Source organism: Pseudomonas sp. S2_A10 (assembly GCF_054668465.1).
The window spans coordinates 1,047,447-1,065,973 of the sequence record NZ_CP162773.1; the positions used below are offsets into that span (position 1 = coordinate 1,047,447).

Annotated in this window: 12 protein-coding genes; 9 read left to right on the top strand and 3 right to left on the bottom strand. The window is 60.8% G+C overall.

What is annotated here, in order from left to right; genetic code table 11:
• Window positions 1-79 precede the first annotated feature (79 nt).
• Window positions 80-2,518: a Lon protease family protein gene (locus AB4N41_RS04835; RefSeq protein ID WP_056790505.1), complete on the bottom strand. Its 2,439-nt coding sequence runs from the start codon at window positions 2,516-2,518 to the stop codon at window positions 80-82.
• Window positions 2,519-2,820: 302 nt separating this feature from the next.
• Here AB4N41_RS04835 and AB4N41_RS04840 point away from each other — a divergent pair, with 302 nt between their 5' ends.
• The 4 genes from AB4N41_RS04840 to AB4N41_RS04855 all read left to right on the top strand — a co-directional run bounded on the left by AB4N41_RS04840 (window position 2,821) and on the right by AB4N41_RS04855 (window position 6,400).
• The gene (locus AB4N41_RS04840) at window positions 2,821-3,309 is read left to right on the top strand and encodes a DUF3015 domain-containing protein (protein ID WP_016773112.1); all 489 of its coding nucleotides are present in this window, start codon (window positions 2,821-2,823) and stop codon (window positions 3,307-3,309) included.
• A 96-nt stretch (window positions 3,310-3,405) separates the two neighbouring features.
• Window positions 3,406-5,259: an Lnb N-terminal periplasmic domain-containing protein gene (locus tag AB4N41_RS04845; protein ID WP_252876927.1), complete on the top strand. Its 1,854-nt coding sequence runs from the start codon at window positions 3,406-3,408 to the stop codon at window positions 5,257-5,259.
• A gap of 219 nt (window positions 5,260-5,478) precedes the next feature.
• Window positions 5,479-5,835: a hypothetical protein gene (locus tag AB4N41_RS04850; protein ID WP_073475524.1), complete on the top strand. Its 357-nt coding sequence runs from the start codon at window positions 5,479-5,481 to the stop codon at window positions 5,833-5,835.
• 70 nt (window positions 5,836-5,905) lie between these two features.
• Window positions 5,906-6,400: a GreA/GreB family elongation factor gene (locus AB4N41_RS04855; protein ID WP_252876928.1), complete on the top strand. Its 495-nt coding sequence runs from the start codon at window positions 5,906-5,908 to the stop codon at window positions 6,398-6,400.
• On the opposite strand, the gene gdhA is transcribed toward AB4N41_RS04855, so the two are convergent.
• Both gdhA and ettA read right to left on the bottom strand, forming a co-directional pair.
• Window positions 6,397-7,734 carry an NADP-specific glutamate dehydrogenase gene (gdhA, locus tag AB4N41_RS04860; protein WP_252876929.1) on the bottom strand — a complete coding sequence of 446 codons (1,338 nt, stop codon included), beginning with the start codon at window positions 7,732-7,734 and terminating at the stop codon, window positions 6,397-6,399. The genes AB4N41_RS04855 and gdhA overlap by 4 nt on opposite strands.
• A 352-nt stretch (window positions 7,735-8,086) precedes the next feature.
• Window positions 8,087-9,751 carry an energy-dependent translational throttle protein EttA gene (gene ettA, locus AB4N41_RS04865; protein WP_016773108.1) on the bottom strand — a complete coding sequence of 555 codons (1,665 nt, stop codon included), beginning with the start codon at window positions 9,749-9,751 and terminating at the stop codon, window positions 8,087-8,089.
• Window positions 9,752-10,038: 287 nt separating this feature from the next.
• Between ettA and morA the strand changes: the two genes are divergently transcribed.
• The 5 genes from morA (at window position 10,039) to AB4N41_RS04890 (ending at window position 18,500) form a co-directional block, all read left to right on the top strand.
• A complete protein-coding gene (gene morA / locus AB4N41_RS04870; protein ID WP_041477787.1) occupies window positions 10,039-13,887 on the top strand; it encodes a cyclic di-GMP receptor MorA in 3,849 nt (1,282 codons plus the stop codon).
• Between the two features lie 233 nt (window positions 13,888-14,120).
• Window positions 14,121-15,374, top strand: coding sequence for a serine hydroxymethyltransferase (gene glyA, locus AB4N41_RS04875; RefSeq protein ID WP_016773106.1), 1,254 nt, complete (start codon window positions 14,121-14,123; stop codon window positions 15,372-15,374).
• Between the two features lie 335 nt (window positions 15,375-15,709).
• The gene (locus AB4N41_RS04880) at window positions 15,710-17,023 is read left to right on the top strand and encodes a C4-dicarboxylate transporter DctA (RefSeq protein WP_095181858.1); all 1,314 of its coding nucleotides are present in this window, start codon (window positions 15,710-15,712) and stop codon (window positions 17,021-17,023) included.
• A gap of 49 nt (window positions 17,024-17,072) precedes the next feature.
• Entirely contained in the window at window positions 17,073-17,777 is a 705-nt protein-coding gene (locus tag AB4N41_RS04885) for a FadR/GntR family transcriptional regulator (RefSeq protein ID WP_016773102.1), read from the top strand.
• Window positions 17,778-17,795: 18 nt separating this feature from the next.
• On the top strand, window positions 17,796-18,500 hold the full coding sequence (locus AB4N41_RS04890; RefSeq protein WP_252876930.1) for a GntR family transcriptional regulator: 705 nt from the start codon (window positions 17,796-17,798) through the stop codon (window positions 18,498-18,500).
• The last annotated feature ends 27 nt before the right edge of the window (window positions 18,501-18,527 follow it).

Consider the following 18,527-nt stretch of genomic DNA (forward strand, 5'->3'; position numbering starts at 1 on the left):
GGATCAGCCAACTCATTCGTCAACTGAAACAGCGCTTTCGCGAGCAGGCTCGCTCCCCACAGGGTTTATTGCAAGCCTGTCAGGCCGGTTTGGCTTCGGCGAGAGCCTCCTGCGCCAGTTCCTTCTCGGCCTCCTTCAGGTCTTCTTCGCTGATCATCTCGGCGATGTCGCGCAGGCGCTCGACCACTCGCGCATTGATGCTGCCTTCGGGGAATTCGCCATCGGCGTTCGGTTCACCGGCCGGCTCGCCCACCAGCAGGCTCAGCGCCTCATCGGCCTGACGCACCGCATACACGTGGAACTGGCCGGCGCGCACGGCGGCCAGGACTTTCTCATCGAGCATCAGCGTGGCGACGTTGGCCTGGGGAATGATCGCGCCTTGTTCGCCGGTCAGACCGCGCGCTTCGCAGAGGCGGAAGAAGCCTTCGATTTTCTCGTTGACCCCGCCGACCGCCTGCACTTCGCCGAACTGGTTGATCGAACCGGTGATGGCAAAACATTGCTTGAGCGGGGTTTTCGACAGCGCCGAAATCAGCGTGCACGCCTCACCCAGCGAGGCACTGTCGCCATCGACGTAGCCGTAAGACTGCTCGAGCGCAATGCTCGCCGAGATCGCCAGCGGGAATTCCTGAGCGTAACGGCTGCCCAGATAACCGGTGAGGATCATCACGCCTTTGGAGTGAATCGGCTGGCCGAGGTTGACCTCACGTTCGATGTCGACGATACCGCTGCCGCCCGGATAGACCGTGGCGGAAATCCGCGCCGGCACGCCGAACGCCGAATCACCGACCTCCAGCACCGTCAGCCCGTTGCACTTGCCGACTGCTGCACCGTCAGTGTCGATGAGGATGATTCCGGCGAGCATGTCGTCGAGAATCCGCGCCGAGACCCGCCCGGTGCGGGTGGCCTTGGCTTTGAGGGCGCGTTCGATATGGCCGGCGTCGGTCATTTCATCGCCGGCCAGATGGCGAATGAAATCCGCCTCGCTGACCAGTTGGAACAGGTCACCAATGCGCGCCGACAAGCGCCCCTGATGCTCGGCCAGCCGCGCGCTGTAGGTCGCCAGCCGCGCCACCGCATCGGCGGTCAGCGGCGCCATGCCTTCTTCCGAAGTGCGGGTTTTCAGGAGCTGGGCGAACTGCTCGAGGCTTTCGTCGACCATCGGGATGTCTTCGTCGAAGTCGACCAGAACGCGAAACATCTCTTGGAAGTCCGGATCGAGATCCTGCAGCGTGTAATACAGCTGCCGCGCACCAATGATGATGACTTTGACCTGCAGCGGGATGTGCTGCGGATTCAGGGTCATGGTGGCGAAGCGGCCCATCTCGCCCAGCGGCGACTCCATTTTCAGTTTGCGCGATTGCAGGGCGCGTTTGAGCGCATCCCACACGAACGGCTCGCTGAGCATTTTTTCCGCTTCGAGAATCAGGAAACCGCCATTGGCGCGGTGCAGCGCACCCGGACGCAACTGCCGGTAAGTGGTGTAGAGCGCACCTTGATCAGTGGTGTACTCGATGCGGCCGAACAGGTTTTCGTAGGTCGGATGTGGCTCGAATACCACCGGTGCACCGCCGCTGGCCGGATGCCCGACCACCAGGCTTGGTGCGTATTGTTCCTCCAGCAACTTGCGCGCGACGGCGTCGGTCTTGCTGTCGTCGACCAGTTGCTCGACCACGGTTTTCAGCAGGTAGACCTGCATCGCTTGCAGGTAACCGCAGACCCCGGCGTTCTCCGCGTACTTCTCCGACAGCGGCGCCAGCAACGGCTGCAAGGCCAGGGTGATGGTTTCTTCGTTGAGGTGGCGCAGTTGATTGTTCGACTCGCGCTTCCACTGCGGCAGGCTGGCGAGTTCTTCGTTCAGGCGCTCTTCGAGGCCGGAAATGTCATCGTGAAAACGCTCGCGCTCGGCTTCCGGCAACTGCGCGAATTCGGCTTCGTCCAGGGCCTTGCCGTCGAGCATCGGCGTGAAGGCGATATTGCTGCTGTCGCGGTACAGGGCGACGTCTTTTTCCAGGGCCAGGCGCTCGATGATGTCCAGCGCCTTGTCGTAGCGCTGGTTGAAGGCGCGGTCGATGGCGCTTTTTTTCTGCTGGTAGGACGGGTGTTCGAAAACCGCCGGAAAAGTCGCCAGCAGGTTGTCGATCAGGCCGTTGATGTCAGCGATGAACGAGGCCGCCGTGCCCGATGGCAGCTCCAGTGCACGCGGTTCGCGCGGCTCATCGAAGTTGTTGACGTAGACCCAGTCCGCCGGGGTCTGCAGTCGCTTGCCTTCGGCTTTCAGGTAGCGTTTGACGAACGAAAAACGGCCAGTGCCGGGCTCGCCCATGACGAATACGTTGTAACCGGGGCGTGGCATCGCCACACCGAACTGCAAGGCTTCGACCGCGCGTTCCTGGCCGAGCACACCGCGAAAGGGCTCCAGATCATTGGTGCTAGTGAAGCTGAACTGTTCAGCGGAAAACGGACGAGTCAGCGCTTCGGGCGCAAGACGCAGGCTGGCAGCAACAGGATCAGGCATCGGGCTTCCTTAACAATCAGGCGGGGCAGGTAGCGGCATTCTGGCGCTGCCCGTGCCCCACTGGCAAGGCGCGCCACATGACAAAGCATAGACAAGCGCGCGGCCGGCCGACGCATCCCGATAAATCAGAGGTTTATTCCAAATATTTTGCAAAAAATCACGGAACCGCTGGAACGTGCCTAAACTCCAAACTGCGCGGCTGGAACTAATACCGGCCCACTGACACTTTCGGTTCTGTCCTCGGGCAGAGCGCGAAGGGCCAGAACCCTGTCCATTGGTATGCACATAAAGAGAACAAAGCTATGAAACGGATTCTTCTCGGTACTCTCTTCACCGCTGTATCCATCAACGCAATGGCGCAAGCCCCGGGCGGCCCGGATTGCGGTTGGGGCAACATGCTGTTCGAAGGTCAGCGTGGCACCCCGGCGCACTTCCTTGCTTCCACCACCAACGGCACTTCCGGTAACGCCACGTTCGGTATGACTTCCGGCACCAACGGTTGCTCGACCAACGCATCGCTGACCTACGGCGGCAAATCCTGGTTCGCCATGAATGGCATGATGAACGAGCTGTCCGAAGACATGGCCAAAGGCAATGGCGAAGCGCTGACCACTTATGCCGTGGTCCTGGGCGTAGCACCGGAAGATCGTGCGCACTTCGCGCAAGTGACCCACGAGCACTTCCAGCAGATCTTCAGCAAAGCTGACGTGACCGCTGAAGACGTGCATACCAACACCCTGGCAGTACTGAAATCGGACCCACGTCTGGCCAAGTACGCAACTCAGGCTTAAGCTCGACCCCGCCCGCTTCCTTCGGGAAGCGGGTTTTGTTTTTTTGGCCCGCCCCTCTTTGGGTCTTTTATTTCTTTCCTGTTCAAGTTGCCGACTATGCTCAAACGCCTTGCCTGGCTGGCGCTCTGTGTCTGCGCCCCGCTGTCCGCCGCGCCTCACATCGATCCTCAACGTTTGCAGCAACTGGCCAACGACCGCTTCTGGATTTCCCTCGGTCATTACGAAACCGCCAAACTCGGCGGCTGGCGCAGCTATGTCAGCGACAAGAAGTTCTTTCTCGCGCCCGACGGCAATGAACATCCGGACCGTGAACTGGCCGCCACCGTTCAGGCGCTGTACGCCCCGGCCAGTCTCGGCGAACAACACGCACAATGCGTCTACCCGGCGCGTACACGCTGGCTGAAAGCGCAGCTCAATCTCGCCGACCTGCCAGCGCCCGAATGCGCCGAATACAAGCAATGGTTCAAGGACGTCTCGCCGCACAGCGCGGTGATGATCTTCCCGGCGGCGTATCTCAACAGCCCTTCGTCGATGTTCGGCCACACCCTGCTGCGCATCGATCAGGCGGATGTGCAGGCCGACAAGACTTCACTGCTCAGCTACGCGATCAACTTCGGTGCCTACATCGAAGGCTCGGACAACAGCATTCTGTATGCCTGGAAAGGCTTGATGGGCGGCTACCCGGGGCTGTTTGCGCTGGTGCCGTATCAGGAAAAACTCTCGGAATACCGCAGCCTGGAAAACCGCGACCTGTGGGAATACCGCCTCAACCTGACTCAGGAAGAAACCGCACGCATGGTCGAACATGTGTGGGAGCTCAAGCAGATCCAGTTCGACTACTTCTTCTTCGACGAAAACTGCTCGTATCGTTTGCTGGAACTGCTGCAAGTGGCGCGACCGAGCCTGCGCCTGACCGAACAATTCCCGCTGACCGCGATCCCGACCGACACTGTCAAAGCGGTGAAAGAGGCCGGGCTGGTCGAACACATCGAATATCGCCCGTCCCGCGAACGTGAACTGCTCAGCCGCGCCGAACCGTTGAGCGATGAAGAACAGCAATGGGTGCTCAAGGTCAGCGCCGATCAAAAAGTCCTGCAAGAGCCGACGTTCAAGGCGCTGCCGCGCGCGCGCCAGGCGTTGATCGTCGACGCCGCCTATCGTCTGGAGCGCTACCGCGCCAACGGCCAGGAGCGCGACCCGCAACGAGCGCAGCGCAGTTTCGAACTGCTGCGGGCGATCAACAAGAACCCGGCGCCGGAGTTGGAAATTCCGCAACCCGGTCTGCCCGAAGATGGCCACGAGTCCCGCACCTGGCAGGCCGGCCTAGGTACGCGAGGCGATCGCGCCTTTGGCGAATATGGCCTGCGCATGGCTTATCACGACCTCAATGACAACGCCGAAAGCTTTCCTCTCGGCGCGCAGATCGAGATCCTGCAACTGAAGCTGCGCCAATACGAAGGCAATGACTGGCAGCTACAGCAACTGGATCTGGCGACCATTCGTTCGCTGACGCCGCGCAACGAGCTACTGCAACCGCTGTCGTGGCAAGTCACCGGTGGCCTTGAGCGGGTGCCGGGCAAGCATGATGACGAGACGCTGGTCAGCCATGTCAACGGTGGCGGCGGCGGCACGTGGCAGTTGGGCGAAGACGTGCTCGGCTTCGCGCTGGGCACGGTACGCGTGGAACACAACAATGACTTCGCCGAGTTTGTTTCCCCGGCCGGTGGCTTCAACACCGGCGTGCTGTGGAAAAACCCGCTAGGCAATCTGAGCCTGGAGGCCAAGGGCGACTACTTCTTCAACGGCGAAGTGCGCCGCAGCCTGAGCCTGAATCAGCAGTGGGAGCTGTCGCGCAACCTCGGTTTGCGCCTGAGCGCGCAACGCGAATTCAGCCAGCTCGCCAGCCCGGAAACGGAAGTCATGCTTGAAGTGAAGTGGTATCACTACTGATCCCGAGCCTGTGTAAATCTCCCTGTGGGAGCGAGCCTGCTCGCGAAAGCGGTGGGTCAGTCAATAGCAGTGTTGCCTGACAAGACGCCTTCGCGAGCAGGCTCGCTCCCACAGGGGCCTTGTGGTGTGCAATGGATTTTTCACAGGCCTTCGACAGCCGCCTCATGAATCCCCTTCTAGACTTTCCTTATGAGCCGAGTATCGGCGCGGGAGAGTGCGATGTGGCGGTGCGTGGGATTGTTGGGCGTTGTATTGGCGCTGGGCGGTTGCCAGACCACCCATGAAGACTTGATCGCCAAGGGTTATCCACCGGCCTTCGCCGACGGTTTCGATGACGGTTGCGTCAGTGGCCGGCAAGCGGCAGGTTCGATCAGCGGCGAGTTTCGCAAGAACGTGCCGCGCTATCTCAAGGACCAGCAATACGCCGACGGCTGGGTCGACGGCTTCCGCCAATGTCAGGCGATGCTCGAAAACAAGGATCGCGAGCAATATCGCAACGAACATTGGGATGAACGCGAACGCGCCTGGCAGCAGCAGAAGGACCAGGACGTCGGGCGGGCTTATCGCTCGCAATAGGTCGCTTGCAGACATCCGTTGAAACCAAATGCCGGCAACCATGGCCCAAATCCTTTAACAGGAGGACTTCATGAGTCGCGCATTCGTCAACGAAGACAACGCCGCCGCGCAGGCTGATCAGCCGGTCGAACGTCAGGTCAGCACGCAGCCCAACTACGTCACCCCGCAAGGTCTGGCGCAGTTGCAGGGGAAAGTCGCCGAGCTGCAAAGCCTGCACGCCGAGCAAACGGCCAAGGGCGAGCAGGCCGACAAGCAACGTCTGGCCGATCTGCAACGGGATCTGCGCTATTTCACTCAACGCCTGAGCAGCGCCCAAGTCGCAGTCGCTGCGACCTCCACCGACAAGGTCCAAATCGGTAGCTGGGTGACTTTTGCCGATGAACACGACACTGAACACCGCGTGCAACTGGTCGGCGAGGATCAGGCCGACGCCAGTCAGGGCCTGATCAACTGGGCCTCACCGCTGGGCCGGGCTTTGCTTGGCGCCCGGCTCAACGATGAAGTGCTGTGGCAGCGGCCTGCCGGCGATCAACTGATCGAAGTGATCCGCATCGAACCGGCTTAAACCACGCCTTGCGCCAACATCGCATCGGCGACTTTGACGAAGCCGGCAATGTTCGCGCCTTTGACGTAATTGACCTGACCGTTGTCTTCGCCGTAATGCACACAGGCGTGGTGGATCGACTGCATGATCGCGTGCAGCTTGCTGTCCACCTCGCCCGCCGTCCACAGCAGGCGCATGGCGTTCTGCGACATTTCCAGACCACTCACGGCAACACCGCCCGCATTCGACGCCTTGCCCGGTGCGAACAGAATGCCGGCCTCGATAAAGATATCCACAGCCTCCAGCGTGGTCGGCATGTTCGCGCCTTCAGCCACACAGACGCAGCCATTGCGCAGTAGCGTGCGTGCGGCCTCGGCGTCGAGTTCGTTCTGCGTCGCGCAGGGCAGCGCGATATCACACGGCAGCGACCACGGATGTTGGCCGGCGCGGAATTCCAGACCATGGGCGCTCGCCAGTTCGCTGATGCGCCCGCGTTTGATGTTCTTCAGCTCCAGCAGCGCCAGCCACTGTGCTTCGCTCAAGCCTGCCTCGCAGTACAGCGTGCCTTCGGAGTCGGACAGGGAAATCACTTTGCCGCCCAGATCCATCACTTTGCGCGCCGCGTACTGGGCAACGTTGCCGGAACCGGAAATCGCCACGCGCTTGCCTTCCACGCCCTGCCCGCGGCGCTTGAGCATCTCCTCGGCGAAGTACACGCAGCCGAAACCGGTGGCTTCCGGGCGAATCAGGCTGCCGCCGTAGGTCATGCCCTTGCCGGTGAGGACGCTGGTGAACTGGTTGCTCAGGCGCTTGTACTGGCCAAAGAGGAAACCGATCTCCCGCGCACCGACACCGATGTCACCGGCCGGCACGTCAACGTCGGCGCCGATGTGGCGATACAACTCGCTCATGAACGCTTGGCAGAAACGCATGACCTCGGCGTCGCTCTTGCCCTTCGGATCGAAGTCGGAACCGCCCTTGCCGCCGCCCATGGGCAGGGAGGTCAGCGAGTTCTTGAAGGTCTGCTCGAAGGCGAGAAATTTCAGCACGCCGAGGTTCACCGACGGATGAAAACGCAAGCCGCCCTTGTACGGGCCGATGGCGCTGTTCATCTGGATACGGAAGCCGCGATTGACCTGGACCTTGCCCTGATCGTCGACCCACGACACCCGAAACACCACCGCACGCTCCGGCTCGCAGATGCGCTCGAGAATCCCCGAAGTCAGGTAATGCGGATTGGCTTCAAGGAACGGCCACAGACTGCGCAGGACTTCTTCGACAGCCTGGTGGAATTCGGGTTGATCCGGGTCGCGTTTTTTCAGGCGCGCAAGGAAGGATTCGACGGATTCGATCATGGGCAAAGTCTCGGCAAATTTATTGTCGTTGGAGGAGATTGGGCCGGACTGTAACAAACGAATTGCGCACAGGAACAGAGCAAAATGTCGCAGTTATGAAATTAAATGGTGCACAGGATATAAATCCGAGGGGTATTTGATCCGTTTTTGCACCTGAGTGGGGAGCACAGATCCAAGACTTGCACCAACAGTTACACCGTATTCGCGAGCAGGCTCGCTCCCACATTTGGAATGCGTTACCCCTGTGGGAGCGAGCCTGCTCGCGAAAGCCGCAACTCGGTTTATCAGGAAAAACCCAGGGCAAAAAAAACGGAGCCCGAAGGCTCCGCTTTTTCATGCAACCAACCCGATTTCAGGCCAGTTTCTTGTGACGTACCCGGTGAGGCTGGGCCGCTGCTTCGCCGAGGCGTTTTTTGCGGTCGGCTTCGTACTCGGTGTAGTTGCCTTCGAAGAACACCGCTTGCGAGTCGTCTTCGTACGCCAGGATGTGCGTGGCGACACGGTCAAGGAACCACCGATCGTGGGAGATCACAATGGCGGCGCCCGGGAAGTCCAGCAGGGCTTCTTCCAGCGAACGCAGGGTTTCCACGTCGAGGTCGTTGGACGGTTCGTCGAGCAGCAGGACGTTGCCGCCCTCCTTCAGGGTCAGCGCCAGGTGCAGACGACCTCGCTCACCGCCGGACAGATCCTTGACGAACTTTTGCTGATCGCCGCCCTTGAAGTTGAAGCGGCCGACGTAAGTGCGCGACGGGATCTCGTAGTTGCCGATGCGGATCTGGTCGGAACCGTCGGAAATCTGCTGGAACACGGTCTTGCTGCCGTCGAGGTCTTCGCGGCTCTGGTCGACGCAGGCCAGTTGCACGGTTTCGCCGATTTCGATGCTGCCCGAATCCGGGGTTTCCTTGCCCATCAGCATGCGGAACAGCGTCGACTTACCGGCACCGTTACCACCGATCACGCCGACAATGGCGCCTTTCGGCATGGAGAACGACAGGTTGTCGATCAGCACGCGATCGCCGTAGCCTTTGGTGACGTTCTTGAATTCGATGACCTTGTCACCCAGGCGCGGACCGGCCGGGATGTAGATCTCGTTGGTCTCGCTGCGCTTCTGGAATTCCTGCGATTGCATTTCTTCGAAGCGTTGCAGACGTGCCTTGGATTTCGACTGGCGGGCCTTGGCGCCTTTGCGCACCCACTCCAGTTCTTCTTTCATGGCTTTTTCGTGAGCCGACTGCTGCTTGGATTCCTGGGCCAGGCGATCGGACTTGGCTTCGAGCCAGCCCGAATAGTTGCCCTCGTAAGGAATGCCCGCGCCGCGGTCGAGTTCCAGAATCCAGCCGGCGACGTTGTCGAGGAAGTAACGGTCGTGCGTGATCGCGACCACGGTGCCCGGGAAGTCGTGGAGGAAATGCTCCAGCCACGCCACCGAATCAGCGTCCAAGTGGTTGGTCGGTTCGTCGAGCAGCAGCATGTCCGGTGCGGACAGCAGCAGACGGCACAGGGCGACACGACGCTTTTCACCACCGGACAGGTGTTCGACTTTCGCGTCCCAGGCCGGCAGACGCAGCGCATCGGCGGCGACTTCCAGTTGGCGCTCGAGGTTGTGGCCGTCGCTGGCCTGCAGGATCGCTTCGAGCTTGGCCTGTTCAGCAGCAAGCTTGTCGAAGTCGGCATCCGGGTCAGCGTAAGCCGCGTAGACCTCGTCCAGACGCGCTTGCGCATCCTTGATCACGCTGACCGCTTCCTCGACCACTTCACGTACGGTCTTGGCTGGGTCGAGCTGCGGCTCCTGCGGCAGGTAACCGATGTTCAGGTCCGGCATCGGACGGGCTTCGCCTTCGAACTCGGTGTCGACGCCGGCCATGATTTTCAGCAGCGTCGATTTACCCGAACCGTTGAGGCCGAGCACGCCGATCTTGGCGCCGGGGAAGAAGGACAGCGAAATGTTCTTGAGGATTTCCCGCTTCGGCGGAACAACTTTGCCCAGCCGATGCATGGTGAAGACGTATTGAGCCATGGAGAACCTTGGGTCAGTGACAGATGAATGATTGGAGCGCAGGCGATGCCTGGCCAGACTGTGCGCGTCGTTCACTTGATCGCAATCAATGCGTGCGCGCTGGAAAAAGTCTGATTGTAGGGGCTGGAACGCCCCCGGTCTAACCGGCAAAGCTACCTTAATGCCGGAAGGCAGTCCAGCCGAGAGGGGCTGGCACTTCGCCACAACTCAAGGCATGCTAGCCGCCCTTCGGGCGTCCGGCTTATAGTGCACGTCGCGCCAGTCCAGCCAAATCGCAGGATCACAGCTTGACCAATGTCACTCCGCCAGCCTCTGTGAGCAGCACCCCACCGGCGCCCGGCTCGCCCCTGCGCGGGACATTGAAGGGTGCGCTGGCCACCCTCGTGCTGTTATTGCTCGCGTTGCTGTTCTGGCAACTGCTCGATCAATTGCGTGAAACCCAGAAGAACCAGCGCCAGTACACCATCGATTACACCGCCGATCTCGCCGCTCAGGTCAGCCTGAACATGGCGCTGAATGCGCAAATCGCCCTCAATCTGCTACCGATCGTCGAACAACCGCAAACCGCCGACGAACAGCAGATGCTCCTGCGCAAGTTGCAGCGTTCGCTGCCGGATCTGCGCAGCATGGCCCTGCTTTCTCCCTCCGGCCGCATCATCAGCGACAGCGCCACCGACAGTTCCGACGCCGATTACCTGACCGAACTGGTGCGTCGCAGTCGCGCTCAGGCGCATTATTTCAGCAATGCCGATGACGGCTCGGTGGTGCACCTGCTGTTGCATCAGGCCAGCGGCAGCAGTCGCGGTTACTGGGCCTTGCGCCTGACGCCAACCTTCTTCGACTCGCTGACCAAACAGGACGCCACCGCCCTGCGCCCGTTGTGGCTGGTGGAAAACCGCCTCAATCACCAGATCATCAGCCGCGAAGCGGGGCTGCCCTCGGCCAAGGCTGGCGGGCTGACGCCTGACGATGTCGCCAACACCGTGCTGACCGTGCCGCTGAGCAGCAGCGACTGGCAATTGCGCGGGCTGTTCGACCGCCAGCGCGTACTGGAAGAATTGCTGCCGGCGTTCATCGGCAAATGCCTGCTCGGCCTGGCGTTTTCGATGTTGCCGGTGATTGCACTGTTGAACATGCGTCGGCGCCAGCGCCAGGTGCATGAAGGCCGGCGGCGTTATCAGGATATTTTCGAAGGCACCGGCGTGGCCTTGTGCGTGCTTGACCTGTCCGGCCTCAAGCAGATGTTCGACAAGGCGCAGATCCAGACCAGCGACCAGCTCAAGGCCTGGCTCGACCAACCGCAGCAGCGCCAGCAGTTGCTCGCGGAAATGCGCGTCACCGAAGTCAACCAGGTCGCCCTGCAACTGCTCGATGTGCATTCCTGCGACGATGCCTGGCAACTGCTGATCGATGGCCAGCGCCATCCGCAGTGCGCGATCGGTCAGCAGATCCTCGACGCCGTCCTGCAGCAGCAGAAACAGCTGGAACTGGAAATCAAACTGCCCAACAGCAACGGTCGCGACCAGCACCTGTGGATGGTCCTGCGCCTGCCGAGCGAGCAGCACGACTATAAAGCGGTGATCCTCAGCATCAACGACATCACCAGCCGCAAGCTGATCGAGCTGTCGTTGCTGGAGCGCGAAGGCTTCTGGTCGGACGTGGTGCGCACCGTGCCGGATCATCTGTATGTGCAGGACGTGATCAGCCAGCGGATGATTTTCAGCAACCACCACCTCGGCCAGACCCTGGGGTACAACCGCACTGAACTGCATCAGATGGGCGAATACTTCTGGGAAATCCTTCTGCATCCGGAAGACGCCGACTATTACCATCGCTCGCGGCAGTTGCAGCGTCACGCCGGTTACAGCCAGTTGTTGCAATGCCAATTGCGCTTCCGCCATCGCGACGGCAAGTGGCGGCGCTTCGACATCCGTGAACAGGCGCTGGCGCGGGACAAGCATGATCAGGTCACGCGGATCATCGGCGTGGCCAAGGACATCACCGAACAGATCGAGGCCAGCGAATCGCTGCGTGACAGCGAGCAGCGTTACCGCATGCTCGCCGAAAGCATCAGCGACGTGATTTTCTCCACCGACAGCAAGCTCTCGCTGAACTACGTCAGCCCGTCGGTGCAGGCGGTGCTCGGTTACAACGCCGAATGGATTTTCCAGAACGGCTGGCAATCGATCATCGCCAATCCCGGGCAACTGAATGGCATTCATGTGCTGATGGACCGCGTCAGCAAGGCGCTGGACAAGCCCGAGCAACTGGCATTGCTGCGCAGTCAGGTGCAAACGCAGCTGTTCCTCTTCGATTGCCTGCGTGCCGATGGCCGCAAGATTCCGATCGAACTGCGCCTGGTGCTGGTGTGGGACGAGCACGGCGCGTTCGAAGGCGTGCTCGGCGTGGGCCGCGATATCAGCCAGCAGCGCCGTGCCGAAAAAGACCTGCGCATGGCCGCTACGGTATTCGAGCACTCGACTTCGGCAATCCTGATCACCGACCCGGCCGGCTACATCGTCCAGGCCAACGAAGCGTTCAGTCGGGTCAGCGGCTACAGCGTCGGCGAAGTGCTCGACCAGTTGCCGAACATGCTCACCGTCGACGAGCAGCAGGATGCGCACCTGCGCTACGTGCTCAAGCAGTTGCACGAGCACAGCACCTGGGAAGGCGAAGTGTGGATGAAGCGCCGTAACGGCGAGCATTACCCGGCGTGGGTCGGCATTACTGCCGTGCTAGACGACGAGGGCGATCTGGCCAGTTACGTGTGTTTCTTCAGCGACATCAGTGAGCGCAAGGCCAGCGAGCAGCGCATCCACCGCCTCGCCTATTACGATGCCCTCACCCATTTGCCGAACCGCACGCTGTTCCAGGATCGTCTGCACACCGCGCTGCAAGCGGCCGAACGGCAGAAGTCGTGGGTGGTGCTGATGTTCCTCGACCTCGACCGTTTCAAACCGATCAACGACTCCCTCGGCCACGCCGCCGGCGACCGCATGCTCAAGGACATGGCCACGCGCCTGCTGGCCTGCGTCGATGACGACGACACCGTGGCGCGCATGGGCGGCGACGAATTCACCTTGCTGCTGCAGCATCGCTCCAATCGCGAACTGGCGCTGAACCGGGCGATTCATGTCGCCGAGCAGATTCTCGCCAGCCTGGTGCGGCCGTTCGTGCTCGAGGGCCGCGAGTTCTTCGTCACCGCCAGTATCGGCATCGCCCTGAGTCCGCAGGACGGCAACGAACTCAGCCAGTTGATGAAGAACGCCGACACGGCGATGTACCACGCCAAGGAACGCGGCAAGAACAACTTCCAGTTCTATCAGGCCGACATGAACGCCAGTGCGCTGGAGCGTCTGGAACTGGAAAGCGATCTGCGCCATGCGCTGGAGCAGAACGAATTCGTCCTGTATTACCAGCCGCAGTTCAGTGGCGACGGCAAGCGCCTGACCGGCGCCGAAGCGCTGCTGCGCTGGCGCCATCCACGTCGCGGGCTGGTGCCGCCGGGGGATTTCATTCCGGTGCTGGAAGAGCTCGGCCTGGTGGTGGACGTTGGCGACTGGGTCATCAGCGAGGCCTGTCGACAGCTGAAAACCTGGCACCAGCAACGGGTGCGGGTGCCGAAGGTGTCGGTGAACATTTCCGCACGGCAGTTCTCCGACGGCCAGTTGGGCACGCGAATCGCGACGATCCTGCGCGAAACCGGCCTGCCGCCGGCGTGTCTGGAGCTGGAACTGACCGAAAGCATCCTGATGCGCGAAGTCAGCGAGGCGATGCAGATTCTTGCCGGGCTGAAGAACCTCGGCCTGAGCATCGCAGTCGATGACTTCGGCACCGGTTATTCATCGCTCAACTACCTCAAGCAATTCCCGATCGACGTGCTGAAGATCGACCGTACTTTCGTCGACGGCCTGCCGTCCGGCGAACAGGACGCGCAGATCGCCCGGGCGATCATCGCCATGGCCCACAGCCTGAACCTGGCGGTGATCGCCGAGGGCGTGGAAACCCACGAGCAACTGGACTTCCTGCGTGAGCATGGTTGCGATGAGGTGCAGGGCTATCTGTTCGGCCGGCCGATGCCGGCGGGACGGTTTGAAGCGCAGTTCTGTAACGATGCGCTGTTCATGTTCGACTGAACATCTGCGGCGCGCCCTTCGCGAGCAGGCTCGCTCCCACAGGGGAATGCATTGCAGCAGGGGAATGCATCTCAAATGTGGGAGCGAGCCTGCTCGCGAAGGGGCCGGCAAAAGCACCGCACATCTGTCATGAACGCCACTTGTCTGCGACATGACGTCGTTTCATATGTCATCCAAAAGCGGTTGGGTTAGAATGCCCCCCTTTTCTGCCCCCCCGATCCTTGAGGACCGCCATGTTCAGCCGTGATTTGACTATTGCCAAGTACGACGCCGACCTTTTTGCCGCCATGGAGCAAGAAGCTCAGCGTCAGGAAGAACACATTGAGCTGATCGCTTCGGAAAACTACACCAGCCCAGCGGTGATGGAAGCTCAAGGCTCGGTCCTGACCAACAAGTACGCCGAAGGCTATCCGGGCAAGCGTTACTACGGTGGTTGCGAATACGTGGACGTGGTTGAGCAACTGGCCATCGACCGTGCCAAGGAACTGTTCGGCGCCGATTACGCCAACGTTCAGCCGCACGCCGGTTCCCAAGCCAACGCCGCTGTTTACCTGGCTCTGCTGCAAGGTGGCGACACCATTCTGGGCATGAGCCTGGCCCATGGCGGTCACCTGACCCACGGCGCCAGCGTTTCCTCCTCGGGCAAGCTGTACAACGCCGTTCAATACGGTATCGATGCCAACGGCCTGATCGACTACGACGAAGTCGAGCGTCTGGCGGTCGAGCACAAGCCGAAAATGATCGTTGCCGGTTTCTCGGCCTACTCGCAGATCCTCGACTTCCCGCGCTTCCGCGAGATCGCTGACAAGGTTGGCGCCTACCTGTTCGTCGACATGGCTCACGTCGCCGGTCTGGTTGCCGCTGGTGTCTACCCGAACCCGGTACCGTTCGCCGACGTCGTGACCACCACCACGCACAAGACCCTGCGCGGTCCACGTGGCGGTCTGATCCTGGCCCGTGCCAACGCCGAGATCGAGAAGAAGCTCAACTCCGCAGTATTCCCGGGCGCCCAGGGTGGCCCGCTGGAGCACGTGATCGCGGCCAAGGCGATCTGCTTCAAGGAAGCGCTGCAGCCTGAGTTCAAGGCTTACCAGCAACAAGTGGTGAAGAACGCCAAGGCCATGGCCGAAGTGTTCATCGCGCGCGGTTTCGACGTGGTATCGGGCGGTACTGAAAACCACCTGTTCCTGCTGTCGCTGATCAAGCAGGACATCTCCGGCAAAGACGCCGACGCCGCTCTGGGCAAAGCGTTCATCACCGTGAACAAGAACTCCGTGCCGAACGATCCACGCTCGCCGTTCGTGACTTCCGGCCTGCGCTTCGGTACTCCGGCTGTGACCACTCGCGGTTTCAAAGAGGCTGAGTGCAAAGAGCTGGCCGGCTGGATCTGCGACATCCTGGCTGACCTGAACAACGAAGCGGTGATCGACGCCGTTCGCGAGAAAGTCAAAGCCATCTGCAAGAAACTGCCGGTGTACGGCGCTTAATCGCGACGTTAAACCAGCAGCATGAAAAAACCGGCCAAGTGATTGGCCGGTTTTTTTTCGCCTGCAATTCACCTGTAGGAACTGCCGAAGGCTGCGATCTTTTGATCTGGATTTTAAAAACAAGATCAAAAGATCGCAGCCTTCGGCAGCTCCTACGCGGCTTTGGCCGCTGGTCAGACCGGTCATGCCAATTTCATGTTTTCCCCTTGTAATCAGGAAAAAACCAAGCCTAGACTGCGCCTGCACTGGACATACCGGTAAGACCACAATAATTAAGTCCTGCATCCGATGCGCAACGCGTGCGGCAGCCAGGACACCGACCCAGGATTCCTCCCATGCTCAGATGGTGCTCGCGTTCAATCTTCCTTCAAGTGGTTCTCGGACTGATGCTCGGCATCGTCTGCGGGCTGACCCTTCCTGAATACTCCGCCCAGCTCAAACCGCTCGGCGATGGCTTCATCAAATTGATCAAGATGCTCATCGGCCTGATCGTATTCTGCGTGGTGGTCAGCGGCATCAGCGGCGCGGGCGATCTGAAGAAGGTCGGGCGCATCGGCCTGAAGTCGGTGATCTACTTCGAAGTGCTGACCACCATCGCCTTGGTGATTGGTCTGGTGTTCGCCTTCAGCACCGGCATTGGCAGCGGCGCGAACATTCATCTGGAGCAACTCTCCAGCGCCGACATGGGCGACCTCGCCGAGCGCAGCCAGCACATGCACACCACCACGCAATTTCTGATGGACCTGATCCCGACCTCGGTGATCGGTGCCTTCGCTGACAACAATATCTTGCAAGTGCTGCTGTTCTCGGTGCTGTTCGGCAGCGCACTGAATCTGGTTGGCGAAGCGGCTTCCGGGATTTCGCGGCTGATCAACGAACTCAGCCACGTGATCTTCCGCATCATGGGCATGATCGTGCGTCTGGCGCCGATCGGCGTATTCGGCGCCATCGCCTTCACCACCAGCAAATACGGCCTCGATTCGTTGCAGCACCTGGGCAGTCTGGTCGGTCTGTTCTACCTGACCTGCGTCGCCTTCGTCACGCTGATCCTCGGTCTGGTGATGCGCGTCTCCGGCCTGCGCATGTGGCCGCTGCTCAAGTACCTGCGGGAAGAACTGCTGATCGTCATGGGCACCGCCTCTTCCGACGCCGTGCTGCCGCAGATCATGCGCAAGCTCGAACACCTCGGTATCGGCAGCTCGACGGTCGGTCTGGTGATCCCGACCGGGTACTCGTTCAACCTCGACGGCTTCTCGATCTACCTGACCCTGGCCATCGTGTTCATCGCCAATGCCACCGGCACACCGCTGGCGATGACCGATTTGCTGACGATTCTGCTGGTTTCGCTGATCACCTCCAAAGGCGCCCACGGCATTCCCGGTTCGGCGCTGGTGATTCTCGCGGCAACGCTGACGGCGATTCCGGCGATTCCCGTGGTCGGCCTGGTGCTGGTGTTGGCCGTGGACTGGTTCATGGGCATCGGCCGCGCGCTGACCAATCTGATCGGCAACTGCGTCGCCACCGTGGCCATCGCCCGCTGGGAAAAGGACATCGATGTACAGCGAGCGAACAAGGTGCTCAACGGCGAACAGGGCTATAACTTTCAACCGCGAAAAACCGTCGCTCCGGCGGCGGCCAAAGAATTCTGAATGAGTGCCGTGCCTGCCAATGCGCAGGCACGGCGCAGGGAGCCAATACGTGATTACAACTTCAACCGTCGTCAATTCAGTGGTGGAGAAACTCCGCGCCGCGTTGGCCCGAGGCCAGTGGCGCTCCGGCGACATGCTGCCGGGCCAGCGTGAACTGGCCGAACAGCTGGGCATCAGCCGGCCGAGCCTGCGCGAAGCGGTGATCGTGCTGGAAACACTCGGCCTGGTGCGCTCGATGCCGGGCAAAGGCGTGGTCGTCCTCGATGCGCAACTCAGCGACAGCCAGAGCCACGACAGCGCAGTCGCCGGGGCGAGCCTGGAAGATGTGCTGCAACTGCGCTACACCCTCGAGCCGTTCATTGTCGGGCTGGTTGCGCAATCGATCAGCAGCAAGGAGGTCGGCCAGTTGCGCCTGACCCTGATGGACATGCGCGAAGCCCTCGAGGCCGGTGACAGTGAAGCCGGGGTCAGCGCCTACATCGCCTTTCACGAAGAACTGTTCACGCTGACCTCGAACCCGATTTTCCAGAGCGTGGTGCAGCAGACCAGCAATGCCCTCAAGCAAAGCGCCGAAGTGTTGCGCAATTCACCGGAACATCTGGCCGAACGCCTGGAAGAAAACGAAGCCGTAGTCCGCGCGATCCGCAGCAAGAACAGCGCTCAGGCCAGCGCCGAAATGCGTCGGCACATTCTGCGCGAAGGCCAGCGCATGGGCGTTGAGCTGAATATTCCGGACGACAACCTGCCCACCTGATTTGCCAGGAGAACGGCCATGAACAGTTTTGCTTCAGCCTCGCATGCCGATTCGACCGCCCTGCCCGTCTCTCGCCTGCGCATGCCGGTTGAGGAGTTGTATCCGCGACTGTTCGACGCGATTCTCGAGCAGCGTATCGATGAAGACAGCCGGTTCACCGAGGAGAGTCTGCAAGCGATGTTCGGCGCCGGCCGCGCCGATGTACGACGGGTGCTGACGCAGTTGTCCCATGAGCAGATCGTGGTATTGCGCGCCAATCATCGACCACGAGTGGCTGCGCCTGATCGGGAGCTGATCCGGCAGACTTTGCATGCGCGACGGTTGGCTGAGAACACGTTGGTGGGGTTGGCGTGTCAGCGTCCGCAGCCAGACGATTTGAAATGCTTGCGCACGTTGATAGAGCGCGAGAAGCGCGCCGTCGAGCAGGATCGGCGCGGGGCGGCGATTCGGTTATCGGGGGAGTTTCATCTGCAGTTGGCGCGGATGGCGGCTAATGTGCCGTTGGCGCATTTTCTGCACAGTCTGGTGCCGCTGACGTCGTTGGCGATTGCGCGGAGTCGGTGCCCGACGCGCAGCTGTTGCGCGTGGCAGGAGCATTTGGCGTTGGTTGAGGTTGTGGAGCGAGGTGATGCTGCTAAGGCAGAGGGGCTGATGAATCGGCATCTGGATCATCTTGAGCAGACACTGCTGGGTTCAGATCTTGAGCATTGTGCTGTCGGTTAGACCGCCTTCGCGAGCAGGCTCGCTCCC